The organism is Micromonospora sp. DT4, from assembly GCF_049841675.1.
Lineage (GTDB): Bacteria > Actinomycetota > Actinomycetes > Mycobacteriales > Micromonosporaceae > Micromonospora.
The window spans coordinates 15,006-39,512 of record NZ_JBNCKT010000031.1; the positions used below are offsets into that span (position 1 = coordinate 15,006).

The following is a 24,507-nucleotide window of genomic DNA, read 5'->3' on the forward strand; positions in this document are numbered from 1 at the left end:
CACCACCGTGCCGCTCACCACCGTGCCGCTCACCACCGTGCCGCTCACCACCGTGCCGCTCACCACCGTGCCGCTCACCACCGTGCCGCTCAGCACGGTCCGGCTCACCACTGCCCGCCGTCGGGCGACTCGATGTGCACCGCCTTCGTGGCCGTGAACTCGTCCAGCAGCTCCGGGCCGTAGCCGAAGCCCTGACCGCTGGCCCGGCGCGGATGCGCGGCCCCGCCCGGCGCCCCACCGAACACCGCGTTGACCTTCACGGTGCCCACCGGCAGCTCCCGCCAGGCCCGCTGCGCGTGGCTCATCGAGGCGGTCAGCACTGTCGCCGCCAGCCCGTACGGGGAGTCCGCCGCGCAGGTCAGCGCCTCGTCGAAGGAGTCGACCACCACCACCGGGGCGACCGGCCCGAACGTCTCCTCGCGCACCAGCGCCATGTCGTGCCGGCAGTCGGCAACCACGGTGGCTGGGTAGTACGCCCCCGGTGAGTCCGGCAGCTCCCCGCCGGTGCGTACCCGCGCGCCGGCCGCCACCGCCGCCGTCACCTGTCCGTGCACGTGGTCGCGGTGCCGTCGGTCGACCAGCGGGCCCAGCTCGGTGCCCGGGTCGCGGCCCGGTCCGACCCGCAGCGCGTCGGCCCGCCGCACCAGCGCCGCCACGAAGTCGTCGGCGACGTCGCGGTGTACGTAGATCCGCTCCACCGCGACGCAGATCTGCCCGGCGTTGGCGAACGCACCGAGCGCGGCCTGCTCCGCCGCCCACTCGGGGTCGACATCCGCGTCGACGACCAGCGGGTCGCTGCCGCCGTTCTCCAGCAGCACCTTTGCACCGGTGCCGGCTGCGGCTGCGGCGATCTTCCGCCCGGTGGCGGTGGACCCGACGTGCGCGATCACGTCCACGTCCTGCGCGGCCAACGCCGCGCCGACCTCCGGGCCGCCGGTGAGCAGGGACAGCACGCCGGCCGGCAGCGCCTCGTCCAGGGCGCGGGCCAGCAGCCAGCCCGTCGCCGGCGTCCGCTCGCTCGGCTTGTAGAGCACCACGTTGCCGGTGACGAGGGCCGCGCCGAGTAGCCCGCACGACACCGCCACCGGGTCGTTCCAGGGGGTGATCGCGGCGACCACACCGCGCGGCTGTGGAGTCATGAAGTCCACCGCGTCGGTCGCGCCGTGCAACGTCCGCCCGCCGCGCAGCGGCGCGAGTTCCGCGTACTGTCGCAGGGTGCCGATGCCCGCCTCGACACCGCCACGGGCATCCGCGAGCGGCTTGCCCATCTCCGCGGTCACCGCCGCCGCCAGCTCGTCGGTGACCGCCGCGACCGCGTCCGCGGCCCGGTGCAGCGCGGCCGCCCGGTCCGCCGTGGCGGTCGCCGCCCACTGCGCGGCCGCGTCGCGGGCCGCCTGGGCCGCCTTGCCGACCTCGTCGGCCGTGGCGATCGGCGCCGAGGTGACCGGTTCCCCGTCCGCTGGATCGTGCACGACCAGCTCGCCGCCGGCCCCGCCCGCGCCCCACACCCCGCCCACCAGCTGCGCAACCGTGTACATGCGGCGCTGGATGCCCGGGTCCCGGCGAGACAAACGCGTTTCGCCCGGTTGCGCGCCGGGTAGGCGGATCGGGTGACTACCAGCGGCGCGCAGAGCGCGGACGCCGTCGTCGTCGGCGCCGGACACAACGGCCTGGTCGCGGCGAACCTCCTGGCCGACGCCGGGTGGGACGTGGTCGTGCTGGAGGCGACCGCCGTGCCCGGCGGCGCGGTCCAGTCGGCCGAGGTGACCGCGCCGGGCCATCTGAGCGACCTCTACAGCTCGTTCTACCCCCTCGGGTACGCCTCGCCGGTGCTCGACGGTCTCGACCTGGGCCGCCACGGACTGTCCTGGCGGCACGCGCCGGACGTGCTGGCACACCTGTTGCCCGACGGCCGGGCCGCAGTGATCAACCGGGACCCGGACGTCACGGCCGCCTCGTTGGAGCAGTTCGCCCCCGGCGACGGGAAACGCTGGCTGAACGCGTACACCGACTGGCTCGACGTGGCCGAGCCGATGCTGACCACGATCACCACCCCGTTCCCGCCGGTACGCGGTGGGCTGGGCCTGCTACGCCGGCTGCGGGTCGCGGGCGCGCTGCGGCTGGCCCGCCGACTCGTGGTGCCGGTGCGCAAGCTCGGCGACGAGCTGTTCGACGGGCCGGGCGGGCCGGCGCTGCTCGCCGGGTGCGCCCTGCACACCGACCTGTCCCCCGAGGAGGCCGGATCCGGCGTGTACGGCTGGCTGCTGGCCATGCTCGGCCAGCAGGTCGGCTGGCCGGTGCCCGACGGCGGCGCGCGGCGGATCACCGACGCGCTGGTGGCCCGCCTCGCGGAACGCGGTGGCCGCATCCTGTACGGCGCGCGGGTCGACCGGGTGCTCACCGCGCGCGGCCGGGCGATGGGGGTACGCACCGAGGGCGGCACGCTGTGGCGGGCCCGGCGGGCGGTCCTCGCCGACGTGCCGGCGCCGGCGCTCTACCTCGACCTCGTCGGTGCGGCGGTGCTGCCGTCGCGGCTGGTCGAGGACCTGGCGCACTTCCGGTGGGACGGCTCGACGCTGAAGGTGGACTGGGCGCTCTCCGCCCCGGTCCCGTGGACCAACCGGGAGATCGCCGGGGCCGGCACGGTCCATCTCGGCGCGGACCTCGACGGGCTGACCCGCTACGCTGGCGAGCTGGCCCGTGGCGAGCTGCCCCGCGACCCGTTCCTGCTGGTCGGGCAGATGTCCGTGGCCGACCCCAGCCACTCGCCGCCGGGCACCGAGTCGCTCTGGTCATACACCCACCTGCCGTTCCGACAGGACTGGCGGGTCGAGGACATCGCCGGACACGTGCAGCGCATGGAGGACGTGCTCGAAGCGGCGGCACCGGGCTTCCGGCAGCTCATCGTGGGTCGGCACGTGGCCGGACCCGCCGACCTGGAGAAGGGCGACCCGAGCCTGGTCGGTGGCGCGCTGGGTGGGGGTACGGCTGCCGCGTACCAACAGTTGTTCCTGCGCCCGATTCCCGGCCTGGGCCGCGCGGACACCCCGGTGGACCGGCTCTTTCTGGCCAGTTCGTCGGCGCACCCGGGCGGTGGGGTGCACGGCGCGCCGGGCGCGAACGCGGCCCGCGCGGCCCTGGCCCGCGACCGCGCCCTCACCGGCGCCGCCTACGCGGCAGCGATCTCCACGGCCCACAAGGTCGTCTACCCCCGGGCCTGACGCGGTGATCGAGAGGCTCGCGACGCGAACCCCTCGATCACCGCGGTGAGGTCAGGAGGTGATGTTGCGGTGCTTGCTGCGCAGGCGGAACGGCATCAGCGCGCTCTCGACCTTGGTCGCGGTGGTCATCTTGGAGACGCCGTCACGCCGCTCCTCGAAGCGGATCGGGACCTCCAGGATCGTGTGCCCCAGCTTGGTGGCCAGGTAGTGCATTTCCACCTGGAAGCTGTAGCCGTTGGACTGCACCCGGTGCAGGCCGATGTCCTTCAGCGCGTCGGCCCGCCAGATCTTGAAGCCGGCGGTCAGGTCGCGGATGCGCACCCGCAGCAGCGTGTGCACGTAGAGGTTCGCCCAGCCGCTGAGCGCCCGGCGGTACAGCGGCCAGTTCTCGTCCAGCTCGCCGCCCGGTACGTACCGGGAACCGATCACCACACCGGCCTGGGTGGAGAGCAGCGCGCCCAGCATCCCCGGCAGCGCCTCCGGCGGGTGCGACAGGTCGGCGTCCATCTGCGCCACGAACTCGGCGCCACCCTCGAGAGCCCGGGTCATCCCGTCGACGTACGCCCGGCCCAGGCCCTCCTTGCCGGCCCGGTGCATCACCTCGATCCGCTCCGGATACTCGATGGCCAGCTTGTCGGCCACCTCGCCGGTGCCGTCGGGGGAATTGTCGTCGGCGACGAGGATGCGCAGTCCCGGCAGCGGCAGCGCGAGCAGCCGCTCGACCAGCGCCGGCAGGTTGCCTGCCTCGTTGTAGGTGGGCACGACGACTGTCAGGTGTACGTCTCGCCACGGCGACGGCAGCTGGACGGGCTCGATCATGTCGGACATCCTCGGTTTGCGGACACGGCTACCTCAGAGGGTAGCCAGTTGCCCGACCCGGATTGAAAAGGCTCCCCGTCGGTCGGGCCGCCCGCAGGTGGCGGCCCGCTCAGCGCAGGCGGCGGGCCACTGTGGTGAGGGCCACCGCGACACCGGCGAGGGCGAGACCGGACAGCGCCGGTTTGTGGGTGCCCACCCACAGAGCCGCCGAACGCCGCCGCGCCCGGTCGCCGGGAGATGCCCGCCGCGCCCCGGTCCGGGCCGCGTACGCGCAGGCCACCGCCCGACCGACACCGGCGCTCGCGCCGGTCACCACCACCGTCTGCGTCACTGGGGACCCTTCTGTCGCGTGGCGATGTCGGAGAGTCGGGCCAGCGTCTCCTTGTTCCGCAGGTGCAGCACGAGGTCGTTGGCCTTGTTCCGGACCCAGCGCAGCGGGCCGGCCGCGAAGTCCTCGCCGATACGGACGCGGGTGGCGCCCCCGTCGACGGGTTCCAGGGTGAACGCCACGATCGCCTCGCCGGCCGGCCACAGGCCGGCGCGCAGCACCAGCCGGTGCGGCGGCTCGCAGACCAGCACCGTCGAGGCGTCCTGCAACGAGAACGGCCACGGCCCGGCCCGGTGACGCAGTTGGCTGCCCACCCGCGGCCAGGCCTCGTCCACGTCGCGCACGTGCGCCGTCCCGACCACCCAGTCGCTGTACGTCCACCCGTCGGCCAGCACGTCGAACACCTGCTGCGGGGGCGCGTCGATCACTTTTTCCACTATCGCCACCGGGCTCCCATACCCGCGCCGTGACGGAGGCTAACGGGCCGGCGGGTTAGCTTCTCGGAAGCGGCGGGTAAGGCCGACCCGGGGCACGCCGGCGGCGTTGGCCCACGGCGCCGACGACGACGTTTACTCCTTCGGGCGCCGGGAACCCGCCGGCTGTGCGACAGGACCAGGAGGATCCGTATCAGCGCAGGTCAGCCCGGGTGTACGCCGGTGCTGGCCAGGTTGGTCGCGGACCCAACGGAGGCGTCCTGTACGACGCGGTCCTGCTCGACCGCGACGGCACCCTGATCGAGGACGTGCCGTACAACGGCGACCCGGAGAAGGTACGCCCGCTGCCGGGGGCGCGGGCGGCGCTGGACCGGTTGCGGGCCGCCGGCCTGCGCCTGGCGGTGGTCACCAACCAGTCGGGCCTGGCCCGGGGTTACTTCGACGAGGAGCAGATGCGGGCGGTGCACGCCCGCGTCGAGAAGCTGCTGGGTGGCTTCGACGCCTGGCTGATCTGCCCGCACGACGACGCCGACGGCTGCGACTGCCGCAAACCGGCGCCCGGTCTGGTGCACGCCGCCGCCCGGGAGCTGGGTACGAGCGCGTCGCGCTGCGTGCTGGTGGGCGACATCGGCCGTGACGTGGGCGCGGCGCTGGCCGCCGGCGCGGCCGGGGTGCTGGTGCCCACCCCCGTGACGCGGCCGGAGGAGATCGCCGCCGCCGGCTGGGTGGCGACGAACCTCCCGTCGGCGGTGGACGAGATCCTGCGCCGCCAGCGGGCCGTGCAACCCGCCGAGGTCGGCGAGCGGGTGGGCACGGCGCTGGTGGTGCGCTCCGACTCGGCCGGGGACGTGCTCGTCACCGGGCCGGCGATCCGCGCGGTCGCGGCCGGCGCGCAGCGGGTGGTGCTGCTCTGCGGCCCTCGCGGACGCGCCGCCGCCGAGCTGCTGCCCGGCGTCGACGAGATCGTCGAGCACCCGCTGCCGTGGATCGATCCCGCGCCCGCGCCGATCGACCCGGACGTCATGGGACGCCTGACCGCCCGCCTCGCCGCCGTCGGCGCGGACGAGGCGGTGGTGTTCACCTCGTTCCACCAGTCCGCCCTGCCGCTGGCGCTGTTGCTGCGGATGGCCGGGATCACCCGGATCGCCGCGATCAGCGACGATTACCCGGGCGCGCTGGTGGACATCCGCCACCGGGTGCCGGTGGGCGTTCCCGAACCCGAGCGGGCGCTCTCCCTCGCCGCCGCGGCCGGCTACCGGTTGCCCGCCGGCGACGAACCCGTGCTGCGGCTCCGCGACGACGCCGTGGCGTCCCGCCCGGCCGCCGTCGGCGACCCCGGCTACGTGGTGCTGCATCCCGGCTCGGCCGCGTCGAGCCGGGCCTGCCCGACCGAGCTGGCGGCGCGGATCGCCGCCGCGCTGACGGCGGCCGGGCACCGGGTGCTGGTCACCGGCGGGCCCGACGAGCGCACGGTCACCGCCCGGGTCGCGGCGGCGGGCGGCACCGACCTGGGCGGTACGACCGACCTGGCCGGGCTGGCCGCGCTCGTCGCCGACGCCGCCGCCGTGGTGGTCGGCAACACCGGACCCGCGCACCTGGCCGCCGCGGCCGGCGTACCGGTCGTGAGCCTGTTCGCACCGACGGTCCCCTTCGGGCAGTGGGGGCCCTACCGGGTGCCCACGGTCCGGCTCGGCGACGCGAGCGCGCCCTGCCGCGACACCCGGGCGGCGACCTGCCCGGTCCCCGGGCACCCGTGCCTGAGCCACGTCGACCCGGCCGAGGTGGTCGAGGCGGTACGGACGCTGACAGCCAGCGGCGGTGGCATCCGATGAACATCCTGCTCTGGCACGTGCACGGCTCCTGGACCACGTCCTTCGTGCACGGCAGCCACCGCTACCTGATCCCCACCACACCCGACCGGGGCCCGTACGGCCTCGGCCGCGCCCGCACCTATCCGTGGCCGGAGAGCGCCGTCGAGGTGGCCCCCGACGACCTGCCCGGCGCCGACGTCGACCTGGTCGTCCTGCAACGCCCGGAGGAGATCGACCTGGCCGAGCAGTGGCTGGGACGGCGTCCCGGGCGCGACGTGCCCGCCATCTACGTCGAGCACAACACCCCCAAGGGCGACGTCCCCAACACCCGCCACCCGATGGCCGACCGTGGTGACCTGCTCGTCGCCCACGTCACCGGGTTCAACCAGATCTTCTGGGACACCGGCGCGACCCGTACCAGCGTCGTCGACCACGGCATCGTCGCGCCGGCCGTGTCGTACACGGGTGAACTGGACCGGCTCGCCGTCGTGATCAACGAGCCGGTGCGGCGGGGACGGGTCACCGGCACGGACCTGCTGCCCGAGTTCGCCGAGATCGCGCCCCTGGATGTGTTCGGCATGGGCGTCGCGGGCCTCGCCGACCACCTCGGACTGCCCGCCGACCGGCTCACCAGCCACGACGACGTGCCCCAGGACCGGATGCACGCCGAGTTGGCCCGCCGGCGGGCGTACCTGCACCTGTGCCGCTGGACCAGCCTCGGGCTCAGCCTCATCGAGGCGATGGCGATCGGCATGCCGGTCGTCGCGCTCGCCACGACCGAGGCGGTCACCGCCGTGCCTCCGGAGGCGGGGGCGCTCGCCACCCGGATGGACGTCCTGCTCGACGCCGCCCGTCGGTTCATCGCCGAGCCGGCGGCCGCACGCCAGGCCGGCGTGGCGGCGCAGGCCGCCGCGCGCGACAGATACGGCCTCGACCGTTTCCTCGCTGACTGGGACCGGCTGCTGGAGGAGGAAGTATGCGGATCGCGATGATCTCGGAGCACGCCAGCCCGCTCGCCGTCCTCGGAGGCGAGGACGCCGGCGGCCAGAACACGCACGTGGCCGAGCTGTCCGCCGCGCTCGTCGCCGCCGGGCACGAGGTGCGGGTCTACACCCGCCGTGACGCCCTCGACCTGCCGGTGACCGTCCGGGCTCCGGACGGGTACGACGTGGTGCACGTGCCGGCCGGTCCGGCCGAGCCGGTGGTGAAGGACGCGCTGCTGCCGCACATGCGCGAGTTCAGCCGGTGGCTCGTCGAGCGGTGGCGGGGTGCGGACTGGACGCCCGAGGTGATCCACGCGCACTTCTGGATGAGTGGCCTGGCCGCGTTGACCGCCGGACGGCAGACCGGCGTGCCGGTGGTGCAGACGTACCATGCGCTGGGCACGGTCAAGCGTCGCTACCAGGGCGTGCAGGACACCAGCCCGGCCCGGCGCATCGCCTACGAGCGGGAGTTGGGCCGCTCGGTGGACCGGGTGGTCGCCCAGTGCCGCGACGAGGTCGGCGAGCTGGTCCGGATGGGGGTGCCCCGGGCCCGGATGACGGTCGTGCCCTCCGGCGTCAACCTCGCCTCGTTCGCCCCGCTGGGGCCGGTCGCCGACCGTGAGCCGGGTCGCGCCCGCATCCTCACCGTGGGCCGGCTGGTCGAGCGCAAGGGCTTCCAGACGGTCGTCCGTGCGATGGCGCTGGTGCCCGACGCGGAGTGCGTCGTGGTGGGCGGCCCGCCCGAGGGGCTGCTGGAGACCGACCCGTACGCCCGGCGGCTGCGGGCCCTCGCCGAGTCGTGCGGGGTCGCCGACCGGGTGCACCTGGTCGGCGCGGTGCCCCGCGAGGAGATGGGCCGCTGGTACCGCTCGGCCGACCTGCTGGTTGCCGCCCCCTGGTACGAGCCGTTCGGGTTGACCCCGCTGGAGGCGATGGCGTGCGGCGTGCCGGTCGTCGGCACGGCGGTGGGCGGTATCCGCGACACCGTCGTCGACGGTACGACCGGTGACCTCGTGCCGGCCCGCGACCCCAGCGCCCTCGCCGCCGCGATCCGAGGGCTGCTCGAGGACCGCATCCGCCGCTTCCGGTACGCCACGGCGGCCCGCGAGCGGGCCCGGTCGCGTTACTCGTGGCAGGTCACCGCCGAACGCCTCGCCGAGGTCTACAACGAGGTCGCTGCCGTACGCCGGCCGACCCGGGTGGTGGCCTGATGCCGGCGGTCAGCCCGCTCGACGAACACCTGACGAACCTCGCCGCGGCACTGGGCCCGTACCGCCGGTGTGAGCCGCAGTTGGCGCGCTGGGGTGCTCTCCTGGCGCATCGGCTGGCCGGCGGCGGACGGCTGCTGGTCGCCGGCAACGGCGGCAGTGCCGCCGAGGCCCAGCACCTCACGGCCGAGCTGGTGGGCAAGCTGCACGACGACCGCCAGCCCCTGTCGGCGATCGCCCTGCACGCCGAGACCAGCGCCGTGACCGCGATCGCCAACGACTACGGCTACGGCGACGTCTACGCCCGCCAGGTCCGGGCCCACGGTCGACCCGGCGACGTGCTGCTGCTGCTCAGCACCAGCGGCGCCAGCGGCAACCTGCTCACCGCCGCGCACGCCGCACGTGACGCCGGCCTCACCACCTGGGCGCTCACCGGGCCCGCCCCCAACCCCCTCGCGGACGCCTGTGACGAGGCGCTCGCCGTGCCGTCGGCCGACACCCAGGTCGTCCAGGAGCTGCATCTCGTCACCAGCCACCTGATCTGCGAGTACCTCGAAAAGGAGCTGCCCGCGGCGCTGGCCGCCACCGCGCCGGCGACGGCCGGTCGGCTCGCGTCCGGGCCGGTACGCACCGGGGTCGAGGTGGTGCTCGACGGCCCGGCCGCACAGCAGATCGACGCCTGAGGATGAGGAGGCAAGCGTGAGGGGACCCGTGGTGGTCGTCGGGGACACCCTGCTCGACCGGGACGTGGAGGGGATGGTGAACCGCCTCTGCCCGGACTCCCCGGTGCCGGTGCTCGACGAGACCTCGGCAGTCGACCGGCCCGGCGGCGCCGGCCTGGCGGCGGTCTTCGCGGCCGCGCAGGGGGCCGACGTGGTGCTGGTCACCGCGCTCGCCGACGACGCCGGGGGCGCGCGGCTCAGCGCGCTGCTCGCCGCCGCCGGCGTGCGGGTGTACCCGCTGGCCCTCCCCGGCGCGACGCCGGAGAAGATCCGGCTGCGGGCCCGGGGTCGGGTGCTGCTGCGCCACGACCGGGGCGGCGCCTCCGGTGACCCGGGCCAGCCCTCCGACGAGGTGCTGCGGGTGCTCGCCGCCGCGTCGGCGGTGCTGGTGAGCGACTACGGCCGGGGGGTGGCCGGGCAGCCCGCGCTGCGGGCCGCGCTGGCCGCCACCCGCGCGCCGGTCGTCTGGGACCCGCACCCGCGCGGGCCGGCGGCGGTGCCCGGCGTGCACCTGGCCACCCCGAACGAGTCGGAGGTACGCGAGCTGGTCCCGACGGTGCCCGGCGAGTCCCGGCTCGCCACCGCTTCCCGGGGCGCGCAGGGGCTGCGTCGACGGTGGCGGGCGGGGGCGGTGGCGGTGACGTTGGGCGGGGACGGCGCGTTGCTCTGCCACGCCGGATCGACGCCGCTGGTGGTGCCCACCGCGGGTAGCGCCGAGGGCGACACCTGTGGGGCGGGTGACCGGTTCGCCGCCGCCGCCAGTCTCGCGCTGGCCGAGGGCGCGCTCGTCTCCGAGGCGGTGCAGGCGGCGGTCGCCGAGGCGTCGGCGTACGTGGCGGATGGTGGAGTGGCCACGGCCCTGCCTTTCCCCGAACGAGCGGTCGCTTTCCCCGAACGAGCGGTCGGCGCGCGCGGCGAGCCGAGCCCACGAGGTCCGCGATGGGGCACGAGCCAACCCGGCGGCGAGCGGGTGGGTGTCGCGGCGGTCGCCGCGCTGCTCGCCGAGGTACGGGGCGCCGGCGGCACGGTGGTGGCCACCGGAGGCTGCTTCGACCTGCTGCACGCCGGGCACGTGGCGACCCTGCAGGCCGCCCGGCAGCTCGGCGACTGCCTGATCGTCTGCGTGAACTCCGACGCCAGCGTCGCCGGGTTGAAGGGACCGCAGCGGCCGGTGCTGCCCGAGGGCGACCGCGCCCGGCTGCTGGCGGCCCTGAGCTGCGTCGACGCCGTCCTCGTCTTCGACGAACCGACGCCCGAGGCGGTGCTGTCCTGGGTACGCCCCGACGTCTGGGTCAAGGGCGGCGACTACGCGAGCGGTGTCGGTGACGCGGCCACGCTGCCCGAGGCCGAGGTGCTGCGCCGGTGGGGCGGGAACACGGTGGTGGTGCCGTACCTGGACGGTCGCTCCACCAGCGACCTCATCGCGCGTTCCGCCGCCGGGCAGGCCGTCGGCGCGGACGGTGAGCCACCGGGGCCGGTCGGCGTCACCGCCGAGGTCACGTCGATGCCGGAGCGGACCCGATGACCGCCACGCGACCCGACGCCGGACCCGCCGTCCTGGTCACCGGCGGCGCCAGCGGGCTCGGCGCGGCGGTGGTCGCGGCGGTGGCCGCCTCCGGTGGCCGCCCGCTCGTGCTGGACCGGCAGCCGCCGGTCGACGGCGTGGACTGGACCGAGTGCGACCTCGCCGACACCCGTGCCGCCGAGGCGGCCACCCGACACCTCGCCGAGCAGGCCGGCGGCCTGGACGCCGTGGTCACGGCCGCCGGCATGGACGTGCCGGGTCGTCTCGCCGACGTGCCGGGGGAGACCTGGGACCGGATCGTCACCGTGGACCTGCTGGCCACGGCCGCGGTGATCCGGGCTGCGCTGCCGTTCCTGCAAACCTCCGGAGGGCGCATCGTCACGGTCGCCTCCACCCTGGGCGTCAAGGCGGTCAGCGACGCCACCGCGTACTGCGCGGCGAAGTTCGGCGTCGTCGGGTTCACCCGTGCGCTGGCCGCCGAGCTCGCCGGTCAGGTCGGGGTCACCCTGCTCATCCCGGGCGGGATGCGCACCGCGTTCTTCGACGAACGCGACCCGCAGTACAGGCCGGGACCGGACGCCATTCTCAACGACCCCGTCGACACGGCCGCGGCGATCATGTTCGCGCTCCAACAGCCGCCCGGCTGCGCCGTACGCGAAATGGTCGTGTGCGCCGAGCAGGAGACGTCGTACCCGTGATCCTCGTGCTGCGCGCCCTCGGCGTCGGCGACCTGGTCACCGCGGTGCCCGCGCTGCGGGCGCTGCGGGCCGCGTACCCGGATCGGGAGTTGGCGCTCGCGGCGCCGGCCGGCCTGGCCCCGCTCGTCGACCTGGTCGGCGGCGTCGACCGGCTCGTGGACACCGCCGGGCTGGACGGGCCGATCCGGCCGGGCCGTGCCCCGGAGGTCGCGGTGAACCTGCACGGGCGAGGCCCGCGGTCGCACCGACTGCTGGCAGCCGCCCGTCCCGGGCGGCTCGTCGCCTTCGCCAACGCCGACGCGGGGTTCGGGGACGGCCCGCGCTGGGCCGACGACGAGCACGAGGTGGACCGTTGGTGCCGGCTGCTGTCCTGGTACGACATCCCGACCGACCGTGGCGACCTGGGCCTGCGCCGGCCCGAGCCGGTCGGCCTGCCGGTCGGCGCGACCCTGCTGCATCCGGGCAGCAAGGTCCCCGCCAAGCGCTGGCCCGCCGAGCGGTTCGCGGCGCTGGCCCGGGCGCTGCGCGAGCGGGGGCACCGGGTGCTGGTCACCGGCTCGGCCGACGAACGCGCGCTGGCCGGACGGGTGGCCGAGGCGGCCGGTCTGCCGCCGTCGGCCGTGCTGGCGGGCCGGACCGACCTCGGCGCGCTGGCCGCGCTGGTCGCCGACGCGCGGCTGGTGGTCAGCGGTGACACCGGTGTGGCACACCTGGCCACCGCGTACGGAACCGCGTCGGTGGTGCTCTTCGGGCCGGTGCCACCGGCGGCGTGGGGACCGCCACCGGACCGGCCCCGGCACCGGGCACTCTGGACCGGCGAGGGGGATTGGCGCAGGTGGGACGGGGTAGGAAGCCACCCGACATTGACGGCCCTGCGCCTGCACGAGGTGCTGGCCGCCGTAGACGAGGTGGAGAGGGCGGTGCGGGTCTCCGGTGCGGTTGCGGCGTAGCGACCCGGGTCGGCCCGGTTACGGGCGACGCCGGCGCGGTAGGGGCTGGACCTTCGTCGATCCGAGCGGTGCTGTCGTGCGCGACCCGGCCACCCTGGCGCGGCTGCGGGAGTTGGTGATCCCGCCGGCCTGGCAGGACGTGTGGATCGCGCCGCACCCGAACGGGCACATCCAGGCGACCGGCGTCGACGCGGCCGGGCGCAAGCAGTACGTCTACCACCCGGTGTGGCGGGAGAAGCAGGACGCGGCGAAGTTCGACCACATGCTGGAGGTGGCCCGACGGCTGCCGACACTGCGCGAGCGGGTCGGGCAGGACCTCGTCGGGCGGGGGTTGGGTCGCGATCGGGTGCTGGCCACCGTGGCCCGCCTGCTCGACATGGGGATGTTCCGGGTCGGCAGCGACCAGTACGCGGCCGGCGACGACCCGACGTTCGGGGTGTCCACCCTGCGGCCGGAGCACGCGCGGACCAGGGGCGGCTGCGTGGTGTTCGAGTTCCCCGCGAAGGGCGGCATCGAGCAGGTGCGCCGAATCGAGGATCCGCAGCTGTGTGAGGTGCTGGTCAATCTGCGCCGACGTCGCCGCAGGGCGGAACGCCTGTTCGGCTACTGGGACGGTCTCCAGTGGCGGGACGTGCGCAGCGACGAGGTCAACGGCTACCTGCGTGATGCCAGTGGTGGCGAGATGACCGCCAAGGACTTTCGCACCTGGCACGCCACGGTGCTCGCCGCCGCCGAGTTGGCCGCCGCCGACCCGGCACGCTCGGTCAGCGCCCGGCGCAGGGCGGTGGCCGCGGTGATGCGCGCGGTGGCGGAGCTGCTGGGCAACACCCCGACGGTGGCACGCACGTCCTACGTGGACCCCCGGGTCGTCGATCTCTACCACGACGGAGTGGTGGTGCCGGTCGACTCGCGTGCCTCCCGGGAGGAGGTCGAGCGGATCGTGTTGGAGCTGCTTGAGAAGGCCTGACCGGCCCCGCCGACGATCCTGGGGGGGCCTGCGGGCTCATCCCGTACGCCCGCGCGGGCCGGCGGGAATGGATCGGGTTCGCGGTGCTGATGCTGCCGCTGCTCCTGGTCTCGATGGACGTGTCGGTGCTCTACTTCGCCGTCCCGTTCATCAGCGAGGAGCTGCGGCCCAGCGCCACCCAGCAACTCTGGATCTTCGACATCTACGGCTTCGTGCTGGCCGGACTGCTGATCACCATGGGCGCCCTGGGCGACCGGATCGGCCGCCGTCGGCTCCTGCTGCTCGGCGCCACCGCGTTCGGGGCGGCCTCCCTGCTGGCCGCGTACGCCGACAGCGCCGAGACCCTGATCGCCGCGCGCGCCGTGCTCGGCGTCGGCGGGGCCACCCTGATGCCGTCCACGCTCGCCCTGGTCCGCAACATGTTCTACGACGCCAAGCAGCGGGGCACCGCGATCGGCAGTCCAGCAGCGAGCTGGGTGGCGCGCTGGGAATGGCCATCCTGGGCAGTGTGGGCGCCGCGATCTTCCGCCGCGAGGTCCTGGACGACCTGCCGGCCGGGCTGCCGACGGAGGCCCGCGACGCGGCCGGCGAGACGCTGGGCGGCGCGCTCGCCGTGACCCGGGGACTGCCGGACCAGGTGGGAGACGCGGTGCTGCACGCGGCCCGGTTCGCCTTCACCGACGGGCTGCACCTCGCCGCGATCGCCGCCATGGTGGCGATGGTCCTGGGCGCGGCGACCGCGCTGTTGACGCTGCGCGGCGTCCGGCCGGCCGACCCCGCGGCAGTGGCCGCCGAGCCGACCGGCACGCCGTCGTCGGACGTCGCCTCGGTCAGTCGTTGAGCACGTGGGCGAGCCGGTCGCGGAACCGCCGCTCGGAGTCGCTGACCGACTCGCCGCCGATGCCCAGCAGACCGCCGCTGGAGGCCGCGCCGACCACCTGGTCCGCGATCATCACGAGCCAGTGCTTGTACGCCCCGGCCTCGCCCTCGTCGACGCGCGCGGCCAGCAACGCGGACGCCTCACCGGCCCGCACCAGCACGTCGTCGATGTACGCCTGCGGGTCGGCGGGCGCGATGACCGGCAGCTCCTCGCCGGCCTCGGGGTCGCCGACCTGGGTCACGACTTCGCTGGCCACGGCGGCGACCAGCGGGCTGGCCGACTCCCGGCCCGCGCCGATGGTCTCCAACCCGGCCGCGTTCTCCGCCATGGTCCGGCGGGTGCCGTCGGACTCGGCGGCGCTCGCCGCGGTCAGCACCGACTGCGGCAGGCCGACCAGCAGCCCCCACTCCCCGTCGGAGAAACCGAAACCGGTGTACGCCGGCTGCTCGATCACGGCAACGCCCCTTCCGCCCTGCTCTGTGTGGTCAATCGATGCTCTGCGTGGTCGATCCACCGGGCCCCGTGTCGGTGCCCGGCTCAGGCTAGTCCAGGGTCAGCAGGCCCTGCTCGGACACCACGCGCACCGACAGGGTCTTGTACCCGACCTCGTCGAAGAGGACGGTCATCTTGTCGTCCTCGTAGCTGAGCACCAAGCCCCGCCCCCACTCACCGTGACGCACCTGGCTGTGCACGGGGAACGGCCCGACGGCGCCCTGGTCGGCGGTGCTGGTGCCCCGGTGACAGTTGTCGCAGTGCGCGCAGACCTCGGTCATCTGCTCGCCGAAGTAGGCCAGCAGGGTCTGCCCCCGGCAGGCGGTGGTCTCCGCGAAGGCACGCATCATGTCGGTACGCGAACGGGTCACCGTCTGCTGGCGCTCCGCCTCCGCCACGGCCGCCGCCGCCGCGTCGACCGGTGCGGGGGAGTAGCGGGAAGCGCCGATGCGCTGGCGGGTGCGCGGTTCGGCGGCGCCCACCTGCTCCAGCAGCGACAGGTACTGGCCCAGCTTGCGCGGCCCCAGGCCGGTGGTCTCCCGCAGCTCGGTCTTGGTGGCCGGCTCGCGGCGCAGCAGCGCGGCCAGATCCCGCAGCTCGTTCTCGTCCGGCAGACCACCGCTGAAGAACCGTTGCAGGCCCACGTCCTCGGCCCGCCAGAGCAGCAGTACCCGGGCCGGTTGCCCGTCCCGTCCGGCCCGGCCGATCTCCTGGAAGTAGCTGTCCGGCGAGTCCGGCAGCGCCGTGTGCACCACCCAGGCGATGTTCGGTTTGTCGATGCCCATCCCGAACGCCGAGGTGGCCACCATGATGGGCACCTGGTCGGCGAGGAACGCCTCGTGCAGTTCATTGCGCGCGCCGGTCGGCATCCCACCGTGGTAGTACTGCGCCGGGAAGCCCGCCGTGGTCAATCGCTCGGCCAGCTCCTCGGCCGAGCGCCGGGTCGGCACGTAGATGATCCCCGGTCGTTCGTCGTTGCGCAGCAGCGCGATCAGCCGCCGCCACCGGTAGTCCTCGGTGGGGCAGTGCGCCACCTCCAGGAAGAGGTTGGGCCGATCCAGTCCGGAGACCACCACCTCGGGCTCACGTAGTCGCAACCGGGCGATGATGTCGTCGCGTACGGGCGGCGAGGCGGTGGCGGTCAGCGCGACCACCGGAGGCCGGCCGATGCCCTCGATGAGGTGCCCCAGCGCCAGGTAGTCGGGCCGGAAGTCGTGCCCCCAGGCGGAGATGCAGTGCGCCTCGTCGATCGCCACCAGTGCCGGCTTCAGCGCGGCGACCTCGGCCATCCGGTCGGGGTTGCTCAACTGCTCCGGGGTGATGAACAGGAACTCCGCCCGACCGGCCTGGATCTCGGCGATCGCCTCGGCCTGCTGCGCGGCCGACTCGTTCGAGCTGATCCGCACGGCCCGCAGCTCGGGACGTTGCCGCTCGTTGAGCGCGGCGATCTGGTCCTGCTGGAGAGCCAGCAGCGGCGAGATCACCACGGTCGGGCCGGGGATCAGGCTGGCCGGGATCTGGTAGATCGCCGACTTGCCGGCGCCGGTGGGCAACACCACCAGGGCGTCGTGTCGCTTCATCACCGCGCGCATGGCGGCGAGCTGGTTGGGCCGCAGCGCTTTCCAGCCGAAGAGGCTCTTCGCCGCGCGGCGCAACGTCATCGAGTGCGTGGACAGTTTCATCGAGGGCCGGAGGTACCCGAGCCCATGACCACCGAAACGCGTTCGCGCGATCATGGGCCCGGTGTGCCCGTTCACCGCAGGCGGGGCAGGACCTCGCGTTGGTAGAGATCGAACAGGCCCTGGTAGTGCGGGTGGTTGAGCGCCTCGCCGGTGCCGACGCCGAGCACGAACCGACTGCCGTGCAGCACGGCGCAGGTCGCCGCCGCCTGGGCGATCACGGCCGGGTGGATCCGTACGGTCGGGCAGGGGCTCTGCCCCTGCGCGTCCAGCCAGGGGTGGTAGTGGTCGGAGATCCACAGGGCCTCGAAGCCGGCCGCCTCGGCGCCACGGGCCTGCGCCAGCAACTCGGCCGGCGTGTACTCCGCACTGGACAGAAAGTATCCGATCTTCGTCGTTTCCCCTTCGGCGCGCGGACCTGCTGATGGGGAAGCGGTACCCCGGTCGCGGTCGGCCACACCGATCGGCCGGGGTCTGACGGCTCAGCGTCGACCGAACATGGCCCGGATCGCGGCGAGCAGCAGCAGGGCGCCGACCACCAGGCCGAGCAGGCGTACGCCGGGGATGTCGGCCGGGCTCGTGGCGTCGGCCAGCAGGGCGGTGTCCATCCCCGCACTCTCCCGGGAACGGTGCCACCGGGCAACTGTAATGTTTATTGACTATTGAATCGCTCGGTGTGACCATGGCAGCACCGCCTGCCGGTGGCGGTGCGCCGAGGGCGCGCGAGAGATGGGGTACGGGGGCCGCATGAACGAGCGCAACCAGCGGGTCGGCGTCAACACGCCGGCGATCGACGTCGACCGTTGCAAGGCGACGGCGTGACCGCGCCCGCCGGGCACCTTCCGACGCTGGCCGCCGCCGTCCTGCAACCCGGGTTCCTCGGCGCCACGCCGCCACCCTGGGTGTGCCGCTGGCTCGGCGAGGGGCTCGGCTCGGTGGTGCTGTTCGCCCGCAACGTCGTCGACACCGCCCAGGTGGCGGCGCTGACCGCGACGCTGCGCGCCGAGCGGCCGGACGTCATCGTGGCGATCGACGAGGAGGCCGGTGACGTCACCCGGATCGAGTCCGCGCGAGGCAGCTCCCGACCGGGCAACTTCGCTCTCGGCGCGGTCGACGACCCGGAGCTGACCGAGGCGGTCGCCCTCGACCTCGGCGTCGAGCTGGCGGCGGCCGGCGTGACCCTCGACTACGCGCCGGACGCCGACGTCAACTCCAACCCGGCCAATCCGGTGATCGGCGTCCGGTCGTTCGGGGCCGACCCGGCGCTCGTCGCGCGGCACACCGCCGCCTGGATTCGCGGCCTTCAGGGCGGCGGCGTGGCCGCCTGCGCCAAACACTTCCCCGGGCACGGCGACACCCGCGTCGACTCCCACCACGACCTGCCCCGCATCACCGCCGACCGGTCCCGCCTGGACGCCTGCGAGCTGGCACCCTTCCGCGCCGCCGTGGCGGCCGGCGCGCAGGCGGTCATGACCGGCCACCTGCTGGTGCCCGCGTTCGACGCGGACCTGCCGGCCACCCTGAGCCAGCGCATCCTCAGCGGGCTGCTCCGGGACGAGTTGGGCTTCTCCGGAGTGGTGGTGACCGACGCGGTGGAGATGCGCGCGGTCGCCGACCGGTACGGCTTCGCCGGCGCGGCCGTGCGGGCGCTCGCCGCCGGAGCCGACGCCATCTGCGTCGGTGGCGAGCGGGCCGACGAGGAAGCCGCCCGGGAGTTGCGCGACGCCATCGTTGCCGCCGTCGTCTCTGGCGAGCTGCCCGAGGAACGCCTCGCCGAGGCCGCCAAGCGGGTCGGTCAGCTCGCCGCCTGGACGGTGGCCGCCCGCGCCGCCCGCCCGAGCGCCACCCACCGGGCCAGCGATGTCGGACTGGTCGCCGCCCGCCGGGCCGTACGGGTCACCACCGGACCGGACGCGCCGGTCGCGCTGCCGCTGACCCGCGCCGCGTACGTGGTCGAGTTCGAGCCGCCGCGCAACATCGCCATCGGCGCGGAGACCCCGTGGGGCATCGGGGAACCGCTGGGCGGGCTGCTGCCCGACACGACGACCGTCCGCCACGCCGAGCCCGACGTGCCGGCCGATCCGGGAGTCGCCGCCGGAGACCGCCCACTGGTGCTGGTGGTCCGTGACCTGCACCGGCACGGGTGGATGCGCGCGGCGGTGCGGCGGGCGCTCGTCACCCGGCCGGACGCGGTCGTGGTCGAGCTGGGCGTGCCCGAGCTGGTCGTCGGGGCGGTGCACGTGGCCACCCACGGGGCCACCCGGGCCAGCGGGCAGGCCGCCGCCGAGGTGCTGACCGGCCGGACCCGCTGACCCGACCCGTCGGGTTACGGCTGCTCGACGACCAGGTCGGCGTACTCGGGGTGCTTGTCGATGAAGGCCGCCACGAACGGGCACTGCGGCACCACCCGGCCACCCCGGGCCCGCACCTGGTCCAGGGCGGCGCGAATCAACGCGCCACCGACGCCCTTGCCCTGGAAGCCCGGGTCCACCTGGGTGTGCGTGAAGACCAGCACGTCCGCCCCCCGCGGCACGTACGCGGTGAAGCCGGCCAACGCGTCGTCGACCAGGATCTCGAAACGGTTCTTGGCGGGATTGTCCTCGACGAGGGTGCTCACCGGGCCATTGTCCCCGTCCCGGCGGCCACCGCGTCAAGTTCGGCGAGCAACCGGTCCACCTCGTCCGCCGTGTTGTAGTGGTAGATGCTGGCCCGCACCGCTCCGCCGCTGTCGCGCAGACCCATCGCCTGGAAGTACTCGTAGGCGTAGTAGTCGCCGGCCGAGAGGCAGAATCCCGCGTCGCCCAGCGCCCGCTGGGTCTCCAGTGGCGACAACCCGGCCACCCGGAACGAGACCGTCGGGCAGCGCCGGGCCGGCGAGCCGTAGACCGTGACGGCGGGACGCTCGGCGAGCCCGGCGAGCAGCCGGCCCATCAGCGCCTCCTCGTGCGCCTGCGCCGCGGCGAGCCCGGCCCGCAGCCGTGCCCGGCGGTCACCGCTCGCGTCCGGGTCCAGAGCGGCGAGGTGCTCGACCGCGGCGGTCACTCCGGCCAGCAGCGGAAAGCTCGGGGTGCCGTACTCGAAACGGTCCGGCACCGCGTCGGAGGACGGCACCAGCTTCGCCGGGCGCAGCGCCGCCCACCGGGACGGGTCGGCGACCATCGCGGCCAGGTGCGGCCCGGACCACTTGTAGGCGCTGGTGACCAGCACGTCGGCCCCGAGCGACGTCAGGTCGGTCGGCCCGTGCGGCACCGAGTGCACCCCGTCGACGCAGACCAGCGCCCCGACGGAGTGCGCGATCTTGGCGATCGCCGGCACGTTCGGCACGGTGCCGATGGCGTTGCTGCCGGCGGTCACCGCGACCAGCCGGGTCCGCTCGCCGACCAGGTCGGCGTACTGGCCGGTGGGCAGCTCGCCGGTGTGCCGGTCGAACTCGGCCCAGCGCACCGTCGCGCCGGCCGCCTCGGCGGCCTGCACCCACGGGCGCACGTTCGCGTCGTGGTCGAGCCGGGACACCACCACCTCGTCCCCGGGCCGCCAACCCGCGCCGAGCGTCCGGGCCAGGGTGTACGTCAGCGCGGTCGCGCTCGGGCCGAGCACCACCCCGTCCGGCTCGGCGCCGAGCAGGTCGGCGACCGCCGAGCGGGCCGCGGCCACCATCTCCAGCGAACGGCGGCCCGGCGCGAAGGCGGCGCTCCGATTGCCGACGGCGGCGCGCATGGCGTCGTTGACCGCGTCGATCACACCGGCCGCGGTCTGGGTGCCCCCGGCCCCGTCGAAGTGCACGAAGCCCTCGGTCAGGGCGGGATAGGCGGCCCGGGTACGGGCGATGTCGAAGGCCATGCCCGGACCCTAACCGGGGTGCTTCCCGCGCTCGCTCCCGCCTGGGCGTCGCGGACGTCTCGTACCCTTGGCGGGGTGACGAACCAACCCGCCACCATCCCCCTACCCCCCGTCCGCCGCGCCGCAGGCCTGTTCGCCGGCCTGGCGCTCGGCCTCGCCGTGCTCGCCGGTTGCAGCTCCCAGGACGCCTCCACCGACTGCGGCCTGGACGCCTGCACGGTCACCTTCGAGCGGGGTGTCGACGCGAGCGCGACCATCCTGGGCGTCGAGGCCAAGCTGGTCGGCGCCGAGGGCGACCAGGTGACCGTCGAGGTCGCCGGCGAGCAGCTCACCCTCACCACCGGTCAGCAGGCCACCGAGGCCGGTGGCTTCGCGGTGACCGTCGACAGCGTCACCGACCGGCAGGTCAAGATCCGCGTCTCCCGCAACCCGGGCAACTGACCAGGCGGGCGGCGGTGGCCGACGTTTGGGAGTCTTCGTAATCGGAGATTGTGACGCCATGTCACTCACCCGTAGCGCCGAAGCCACCGCCTCCCGAACGGCGGACAGCCGGTGGCTGGAACTTCTCGCCCGGGCCGGCTTCATCGGCTACGGCATCGTTCACCTTCTCTTCGCCTGGTTGGCGTTGCAGATCGCGTTCGGCACGTCGTCCGACGACGGCGACCAGTCCGGCGCGCTGCGTACCCTCTCCGCACAGCCCCTCGGTAAGTTCCTGGTCATCGCCGTCGCGGTCGGCCTGCTCGCCATGGCGATCTGGCAGGGCCTCGAGGCGGCGGTCGGGCACCGCGCCGAGCGGGACAGGGAGCGGACCGTGGAGCGGCTGGCCTCGGCCGGCCGGACCATCGTCTACCTCTACTTCGCCTGGACCGCCTTCACGGTGTTCAAGGACGCCGGGTCGAACAGCGCCGACAGCCAGGAGGCGCTGAGCGGCAGGCTGATGACCTCCACCGGTGGCCGCTGGTTGGTCGGCCTGGCCGGGCTGGTGGTCGCGGCGATCGGCATCGGCCTGGTCATCTACGGCATTCGTAAGACGTTCGAGAAGCACCTGAGGACCGGCGAGATGAGCCCGAAGACCCGCACGTTGGCCCGCCGCCTCGGCATCGCCGGCTACGTCGCCAAGGGCGTCGCGTACGGCATCGCCGGCCTGCTGGTCATCGTGGCGGCGGTGAAGTACGACCCGGAGAAGGCCCGCGGCCTGGACGCCGCGCTGCGCACCCTGCAAGAGCAGTCGTACGGCACCGTCCTGCTGACCCTGGTCGCCCTCGGCATCGCCTGCTTCGGCGTCTACTGCTTTCTCCAGTCCCGGTACCGCAAGGTCTGAACTGGTCGATACCGAGAACGTCGGGCATTATTGGGCTTTTGCCCGAAGTACCGCCCCTCGGTCGAAGGGAAGCGCCCCACTCGTGCAGAGCTATCTCGAAACGGCCGTCGCCGCGCTCGCGGCGGCGGTCGCCCTCTTCCTGGTCGAGGTCATCCACCGGCTCACCCGACGGTTCGGCCGCCGCTCGCTGCTGATGACCGAGTTGACCGACCACGCGCACCGCCCGTTCCAGGTCGCCGCCACTGTGGTGGCGGTGCAGTTCGCCGTCCGCTTCACCACCGGGTACGCCGTCGGCCAGAGCTGGCGGCGGCTGCTGCTGCACCTGCTGGTGCTCTGCGTGATCGCCAGCACGGCCTGGCTGGTGGCGGCGCTGCTGATCGTCGTGGAGGACACCGCGCTCGCCCGGTTCCGGGTCGACGTGCCCAACAACCGGCACGCCCGGCGGGTGCGTACCCAGGTGGTGATGCTGCGTCGGCTGACCATCGCGGTGATCGTCATCCTGACCGTCGGCGTGATGCTGATGACGTTCCCGAGCGTGCGGGGCATCGGCGCCGGCGTGCTGACCTCCGCCGGAGTCGTCGGCGTGGTGGCCGCGTTGGCCGCCCAGAGCCTGCTCGGCAACGTCTTCGCCGGGTTGCAACTCGCCTTCAGCGACGCGGTCCGCCTGGACGACGTGGTGGTCGTCGAGGGGGAGTGGGGTCGGATCGAGGAGTTGACCCTCAGCTACGTGGTGGTCCAGATCTGGGACGACCGGCGGCTGATCCTGCCCACCTCGTACTTCACCAGCAAACCGTTCCAGAACTGGACCCGGACCGAGGCGGCCGTGCTCGGCACCGCCGAGTTCGACGTCGACTGGGCCGTGCCGGTGCAGACCATGCGGGAGGAGCTGCGCCGGCTGGTCGAGGGCACGGAGCTGTGGGACGGCCGGGTCTGCGTCCTGCAGGTCACCGACGCCACCGGCGGGATGGTGAAACTGCGGGCGTTGGTCAGCGCCGCCGACGCGGGCAGCCTGTGGGACCTGCGGTGCCTCGTCCGCGAGCACCTGGTGGCCTGGATCCGGGACAACCGGCCCACCGCGATGCCCCGCGTACGCACCGAGTTGGGCGACGCCAACAGCAACCTGTCCTGGCAGTGGGTGCAGCCCCGGCGGCCGGTCCGCCGCCTGTCCGACACGGAGGCGCCGGACGACGCCCGTGTCTTCGGCGGCAGCGACGACGGCGACGCCCGCAGCGAGGCCTTCGTAGGCCCCGACGAATCCCGCCCCTGACCCCCCACTCCGTTGATCACGAAGTTATTGCCTCTCGTATCGGCGCGCCCGGGCAATAACTTCATGACCGACGCAGATCGGGAGAGGGAGTGGGGGCGGCGGTCTGGGAGGTTTGGTTGGGGTTGCGCGGGGGATGTGCTGCCGGACGTCTGTGGCGTGATCGGGGTGGCCTGACGCCAGTTCGTCGGCGCGGCATCCGGACAACGGCGACAGTGCGCCGCACGTCGCGTTCTAGGATTGACCGGCGGCTACTCCGGGCATACAGCGCGGTGATGAGGAAAGGAGGACAGCATGGCTGACGTGGCAAATGCCCGCACATCCCGTAACGGGAGCGAGCCCTCCACCGCCGAGCTGGTGCAGCGGGCCACCGAACAGGTCTCCCGTCTGGTCCGAGACGAACTGGCGCTGGCCCGAGCGGAGTTGACCCAGAAGGGCAAGCACGCGGGCATCGGGATCGGCCTGTTCGGCGGCGGCGGGGCGATGGCGTTCTACGGCCTCGGCGCGCTCGTCGTCACGGCGATCCTGCTGCTGGACCTGGTGCTGCCCGCCTGGGCCGCCGCGCTGATCGTGGCGGTGGCGCTCTTCCTGATGGCCGGCATCCTCGCGTTGGTGGGCAAGAAGCAGGTCAGCCGTGCGGTCCCGCCGGTGCCGGCGGCGACGGTCCGCAGCCTCCGGGCGGACGTGGGCACCGTGGCCGCCGCGGTGAAGGACAGGGGACGGGCATGACGGGCAACGGGACGGGCGACACCGAGGCCCTGCGCGAGGAGATCCGCCGTACCCGGGTGGAGCTGGGCGAGACCATGGAGGCGTTGGTCGCCAAGGCGGACGTCAAGGCCCGCCTGAAGGAGTCCGCCGAGCAGGCGAAGGAGCGGATGCGCGAGCAGGCGGCACAGACCGTGGCCCGGGTCCGTGGGCAGGCCGCGCGGGGCGCCGGGATGGCACGCGCCCAGGCGCACGACAAGGGCGGCCTGGTACGCGAGAAGGGCGAGTTGGTTCGACGCAACCCGATGCCGTGGGCGGCGGTCGCCGCCGGTGCGGTGGCCACCGTGGTGGTGCTGATGATCGTGCGGGGGAGGCGTAGGTGAGCAGGAGTATCGGCAAGGTCGCGTACCGGCCGGTCGGCGTGTTGCTGGGTATCGCCGCGGGTACGGTGGCCGGCGTGATCTTCCGGCAGGTCTGGAAGGTCACGGCGGGCGACGGTGAGGCGCCGAACGCCACCGACGAGGACCGCGGCTGGGGCGAAATCCTGGCCGCCGCAGCGTTGCAGGGGGCCATCTTCGCGGTGGTCCGTGCCGCCGTGGACCGGGGCGGAGCGGTCGGCGTCCGCCGGATGACCGGCCACTGGCCGGACTGACCGACACA

26 protein-coding genes and 2 pseudogenes are annotated in these 24,507 nt (G+C 74.1%); 18 read left to right on the plus strand and 10 right to left on the minus strand.

Annotated features, from left to right (window positions below; genetic code table 11):
- Window positions 1-104: 104 nt before the first annotated feature.
- On the minus strand, window positions 105-1,538 hold the full coding sequence (locus ACLQ24_RS12025) for an aldehyde dehydrogenase family protein (protein ID WP_425891220.1): 1,434 nt from the start codon (window positions 1,536-1,538) through the stop codon (window positions 105-107).
- 72 nt (window positions 1,539-1,610) lie between these two features.
- On the opposite strand from ACLQ24_RS12025, the gene ACLQ24_RS12030 reads away from it, so the two are divergent.
- The gene (locus tag ACLQ24_RS12030) at window positions 1,611-3,221 is read left to right on the plus strand and encodes a phytoene desaturase family protein (RefSeq protein ID WP_425891221.1); all 1,611 of its coding nucleotides are present in this window, start codon (window positions 1,611-1,613) and stop codon (window positions 3,219-3,221) included.
- A gap of 51 nt (window positions 3,222-3,272) precedes the next feature.
- Here the strand turns inward: ACLQ24_RS12030 and ACLQ24_RS12035 are convergent, their stop codons facing one another.
- The 3 genes from ACLQ24_RS12035 to ACLQ24_RS12045 all read right to left on the minus strand — a co-directional run bounded on the left by ACLQ24_RS12035 (window position 3,273) and on the right by ACLQ24_RS12045 (window position 4,814).
- Window positions 3,273-4,040, minus strand: a complete 768-nt coding sequence (locus ACLQ24_RS12035) for a polyprenol monophosphomannose synthase (protein ID WP_396802498.1) — start codon at window positions 4,038-4,040, stop codon at window positions 3,273-3,275.
- Window positions 4,041-4,149: 109 nt separating this feature from the next.
- Window positions 4,150-4,371, minus strand: a complete 222-nt coding sequence (locus ACLQ24_RS12040; RefSeq protein WP_425891222.1) for a hypothetical protein — start codon at window positions 4,369-4,371, stop codon at window positions 4,150-4,152.
- Window positions 4,368-4,814 carry an SRPBCC family protein gene (locus tag ACLQ24_RS12045; protein ID WP_425891223.1) on the minus strand — a complete coding sequence of 149 codons (447 nt, stop codon included), beginning with the start codon at window positions 4,812-4,814 and terminating at the stop codon, window positions 4,368-4,370. Before ACLQ24_RS12045 ends, ACLQ24_RS12040 begins: the two co-directional genes overlap by 4 nt.
- Before the next feature lie 155 nt (window positions 4,815-4,969).
- Between ACLQ24_RS12045 and ACLQ24_RS12050 the strand changes: the two genes are divergently transcribed.
- The 10 genes and pseudogenes from ACLQ24_RS12050 to ACLQ24_RS12095 all read left to right on the plus strand — a co-directional run bounded on the left by ACLQ24_RS12050 (window position 4,970) and on the right by ACLQ24_RS12095 (window position 14,507).
- Window positions 4,970-6,634 (plus strand): HAD-IIIA family hydrolase, encoded by a 1,665-nt coding sequence (locus ACLQ24_RS12050; RefSeq protein ID WP_425891224.1) that lies wholly within the window; start codon window positions 4,970-4,972, stop codon window positions 6,632-6,634.
- Complete coding sequence (locus ACLQ24_RS12055) at window positions 6,631-7,605, plus strand: glycosyltransferase (RefSeq protein ID WP_425891225.1); 975 nt, start codon at window positions 6,631-6,633, stop codon at window positions 7,603-7,605. The genes ACLQ24_RS12050 and ACLQ24_RS12055 overlap by 4 nt, the downstream gene beginning before the upstream one ends.
- On the plus strand, window positions 7,590-8,807 hold the full coding sequence (locus ACLQ24_RS12060; RefSeq protein WP_425891226.1) for a glycosyltransferase: 1,218 nt from the start codon (window positions 7,590-7,592) through the stop codon (window positions 8,805-8,807). The genes ACLQ24_RS12055 and ACLQ24_RS12060 overlap by 16 nt, the downstream gene beginning before the upstream one ends.
- Entirely contained in the window at window positions 8,804-9,487 is a 684-nt protein-coding gene (locus tag ACLQ24_RS12065; RefSeq protein ID WP_425891270.1) for a D-sedoheptulose-7-phosphate isomerase, read from the plus strand. Before ACLQ24_RS12060 ends, ACLQ24_RS12065 begins: the two co-directional genes overlap by 4 nt.
- A gap of 16 nt (window positions 9,488-9,503) precedes the next feature.
- Window positions 9,504-11,051: a PfkB family carbohydrate kinase gene (locus ACLQ24_RS12070; RefSeq protein ID WP_425891228.1), complete on the plus strand. Its 1,548-nt coding sequence runs from the start codon at window positions 9,504-9,506 to the stop codon at window positions 11,049-11,051.
- A complete protein-coding gene (locus ACLQ24_RS12075; protein ID WP_425891230.1) occupies window positions 11,048-11,749 on the plus strand; it encodes an SDR family oxidoreductase in 702 nt (233 codons plus the stop codon). The genes ACLQ24_RS12070 and ACLQ24_RS12075 overlap by 4 nt, the downstream gene beginning before the upstream one ends.
- Window positions 11,746-12,699, plus strand: a complete 954-nt coding sequence (locus tag ACLQ24_RS12080; protein WP_425891232.1) for a glycosyltransferase family 9 protein — start codon at window positions 11,746-11,748, stop codon at window positions 12,697-12,699. The genes ACLQ24_RS12075 and ACLQ24_RS12080 overlap by 4 nt, the downstream gene beginning before the upstream one ends.
- A complete protein-coding gene (locus ACLQ24_RS12085) occupies window positions 12,683-13,666 on the plus strand; it encodes a DNA topoisomerase IB (protein WP_425891233.1) in 984 nt (327 codons plus the stop codon). The genes ACLQ24_RS12080 and ACLQ24_RS12085 overlap by 17 nt, the downstream gene beginning before the upstream one ends.
- 89 nt (window positions 13,667-13,755) lie before the next feature.
- A pseudogene (locus ACLQ24_RS12090) lies at window positions 13,756-14,148 on the plus strand (MFS transporter); the annotation flags it as partial.
- A gap of 131 nt (window positions 14,149-14,279) precedes the next feature.
- Complete coding sequence (locus ACLQ24_RS12095) at window positions 14,280-14,507, plus strand: hypothetical protein (RefSeq protein ID WP_425891234.1); 228 nt, start codon at window positions 14,280-14,282, stop codon at window positions 14,505-14,507.
- Here ACLQ24_RS12095 and ACLQ24_RS12100 read toward each other — a convergent pair.
- From ACLQ24_RS12100 to ACLQ24_RS12115, 4 genes and pseudogenes are all read right to left on the minus strand, one after another.
- Entirely contained in the window at window positions 14,497-15,000 is a 504-nt protein-coding gene (locus tag ACLQ24_RS12100) for a hypothetical protein (RefSeq protein WP_425891235.1), read from the minus strand. The two genes, ACLQ24_RS12095 and ACLQ24_RS12100, sit on opposite strands and share 11 nt — an antisense overlap.
- A gap of 88 nt (window positions 15,001-15,088) precedes the next feature.
- On the minus strand, window positions 15,089-16,720 hold the full coding sequence (locus ACLQ24_RS12105) for a RecQ family ATP-dependent DNA helicase (protein ID WP_425891236.1): 1,632 nt from the start codon (window positions 16,718-16,720) through the stop codon (window positions 15,089-15,091).
- Window positions 16,721-16,854: 134 nt separating this feature from the next.
- Window positions 16,855-17,106 (minus strand): annotated as a pseudogene (locus tag ACLQ24_RS12110) (LLM class F420-dependent oxidoreductase); the annotation flags it as partial.
- Between the two features lie 93 nt (window positions 17,107-17,199).
- Window positions 17,200-17,325, minus strand: coding sequence for a hypothetical protein (locus ACLQ24_RS12115; protein WP_355237685.1), 126 nt, complete (start codon window positions 17,323-17,325; stop codon window positions 17,200-17,202).
- 210 nt (window positions 17,326-17,535) lie between these two features.
- On the opposite strand from ACLQ24_RS12115, the gene ACLQ24_RS12120 reads away from it, so the two are divergent.
- The gene (locus tag ACLQ24_RS12120) at window positions 17,536-19,029 is read left to right on the plus strand and encodes a glycoside hydrolase family 3 protein (RefSeq protein ID WP_425891238.1); all 1,494 of its coding nucleotides are present in this window, start codon (window positions 17,536-17,538) and stop codon (window positions 19,027-19,029) included.
- A gap of 14 nt (window positions 19,030-19,043) precedes the next feature.
- Here the strand turns inward: ACLQ24_RS12120 and ACLQ24_RS12125 are convergent, their stop codons facing one another.
- Window positions 19,044-19,334 carry a GNAT family N-acetyltransferase gene (locus ACLQ24_RS12125; RefSeq protein ID WP_425891240.1) on the minus strand — a complete coding sequence of 97 codons (291 nt, stop codon included), beginning with the start codon at window positions 19,332-19,334 and terminating at the stop codon, window positions 19,044-19,046.
- On the minus strand, window positions 19,331-20,557 hold the full coding sequence (locus tag ACLQ24_RS12130) for a cysteine desulfurase-like protein (RefSeq protein ID WP_425891242.1): 1,227 nt from the start codon (window positions 20,555-20,557) through the stop codon (window positions 19,331-19,333). Before ACLQ24_RS12130 ends, ACLQ24_RS12125 begins: the two co-directional genes overlap by 4 nt.
- Before the next feature lie 75 nt (window positions 20,558-20,632).
- Between ACLQ24_RS12130 and ACLQ24_RS12135 the strand changes: the two genes are divergently transcribed.
- The 6 genes from ACLQ24_RS12135 to ACLQ24_RS12160 all read left to right on the plus strand — a co-directional run bounded on the left by ACLQ24_RS12135 (window position 20,633) and on the right by ACLQ24_RS12160 (window position 24,499).
- Window positions 20,633-20,998: a hypothetical protein gene (locus tag ACLQ24_RS12135; RefSeq protein WP_425891244.1), complete on the plus strand. Its 366-nt coding sequence runs from the start codon at window positions 20,633-20,635 to the stop codon at window positions 20,996-20,998.
- A 58-nt stretch (window positions 20,999-21,056) separates the two neighbouring features.
- Window positions 21,057-21,878 (plus strand): DUF1206 domain-containing protein, encoded by an 822-nt coding sequence (locus ACLQ24_RS12140; RefSeq protein WP_425891245.1) that lies wholly within the window; start codon window positions 21,057-21,059, stop codon window positions 21,876-21,878.
- Window positions 21,879-21,960: 82 nt separating this feature from the next.
- Entirely contained in the window at window positions 21,961-23,145 is a 1,185-nt protein-coding gene (locus ACLQ24_RS12145; protein WP_425891246.1) for a mechanosensitive ion channel family protein, read from the plus strand.
- Between the two features lie 291 nt (window positions 23,146-23,436).
- Window positions 23,437-23,871 (plus strand): phage holin family protein, encoded by a 435-nt coding sequence (locus ACLQ24_RS12150; protein ID WP_425891247.1) that lies wholly within the window; start codon window positions 23,437-23,439, stop codon window positions 23,869-23,871.
- Window positions 23,868-24,230, plus strand: a complete 363-nt coding sequence (locus ACLQ24_RS12155) for a DUF3618 domain-containing protein (RefSeq protein ID WP_425891248.1) — start codon at window positions 23,868-23,870, stop codon at window positions 24,228-24,230. Before ACLQ24_RS12150 ends, ACLQ24_RS12155 begins: the two co-directional genes overlap by 4 nt.
- Window positions 24,227-24,499, plus strand: coding sequence for a DUF4235 domain-containing protein (locus ACLQ24_RS12160; protein ID WP_425891249.1), 273 nt, complete (start codon window positions 24,227-24,229; stop codon window positions 24,497-24,499). Before ACLQ24_RS12155 ends, ACLQ24_RS12160 begins: the two co-directional genes overlap by 4 nt.
- Window positions 24,500-24,507 lie beyond the last annotated feature (8 nt).

Bases quoted from the DNA above. Each gene is read 5' to 3' on its own strand.
- ACLQ24_RS12115 (WP_355237685.1), bottom strand. From the start codon at position 17,325: ATGGACACCGCCCTGCTGGCCGACGCCACGAGCCCGGCCGACATCCCC.
- ACLQ24_RS12105 (WP_425891236.1), bottom strand. From the start codon at position 16,720: ATGAAACTGTCCACGCACTCGATGACGTTGCGCCGCGCGGCGAAGAGC.
- ACLQ24_RS12025 (WP_425891220.1), bottom strand. From the start codon at position 1,538: ATGTACACGGTTGCGCAGCTGGTGGGCGGGGTGTGGGGCGCGGGCGGG.
- ACLQ24_RS12155 (WP_425891248.1), top strand. From the start codon at position 23,868: ATGACGGGCAACGGGACGGGCGACACCGAGGCCCTGCGCGAGGAGATC.
- ACLQ24_RS12075 (WP_425891230.1), top strand. From the start codon at position 11,048: ATGACCGCCACGCGACCCGACGCCGGACCCGCCGTCCTGGTCACCGGC.
- ACLQ24_RS12130 (WP_425891242.1), bottom strand. From the start codon at position 20,557: ATGGCCTTCGACATCGCCCGTACCCGGGCCGCCTATCCCGCCCTGACC.
- ACLQ24_RS12055 (WP_425891225.1), top strand. From the start codon at position 6,631: ATGAACATCCTGCTCTGGCACGTGCACGGCTCCTGGACCACGTCCTTC.
- ACLQ24_RS12150 (WP_425891247.1), top strand. From the start codon at position 23,437: ATGGCTGACGTGGCAAATGCCCGCACATCCCGTAACGGGAGCGAGCCC.
- ACLQ24_RS12060 (WP_425891226.1), top strand. From the start codon at position 7,590: ATGCGGATCGCGATGATCTCGGAGCACGCCAGCCCGCTCGCCGTCCTC.
- ACLQ24_RS12035 (WP_396802498.1), bottom strand. From the start codon at position 4,040: ATGATCGAGCCCGTCCAGCTGCCGTCGCCGTGGCGAGACGTACACCTG.
- ACLQ24_RS12140 (WP_425891245.1), top strand. From the start codon at position 21,057: ATGTCACTCACCCGTAGCGCCGAAGCCACCGCCTCCCGAACGGCGGAC.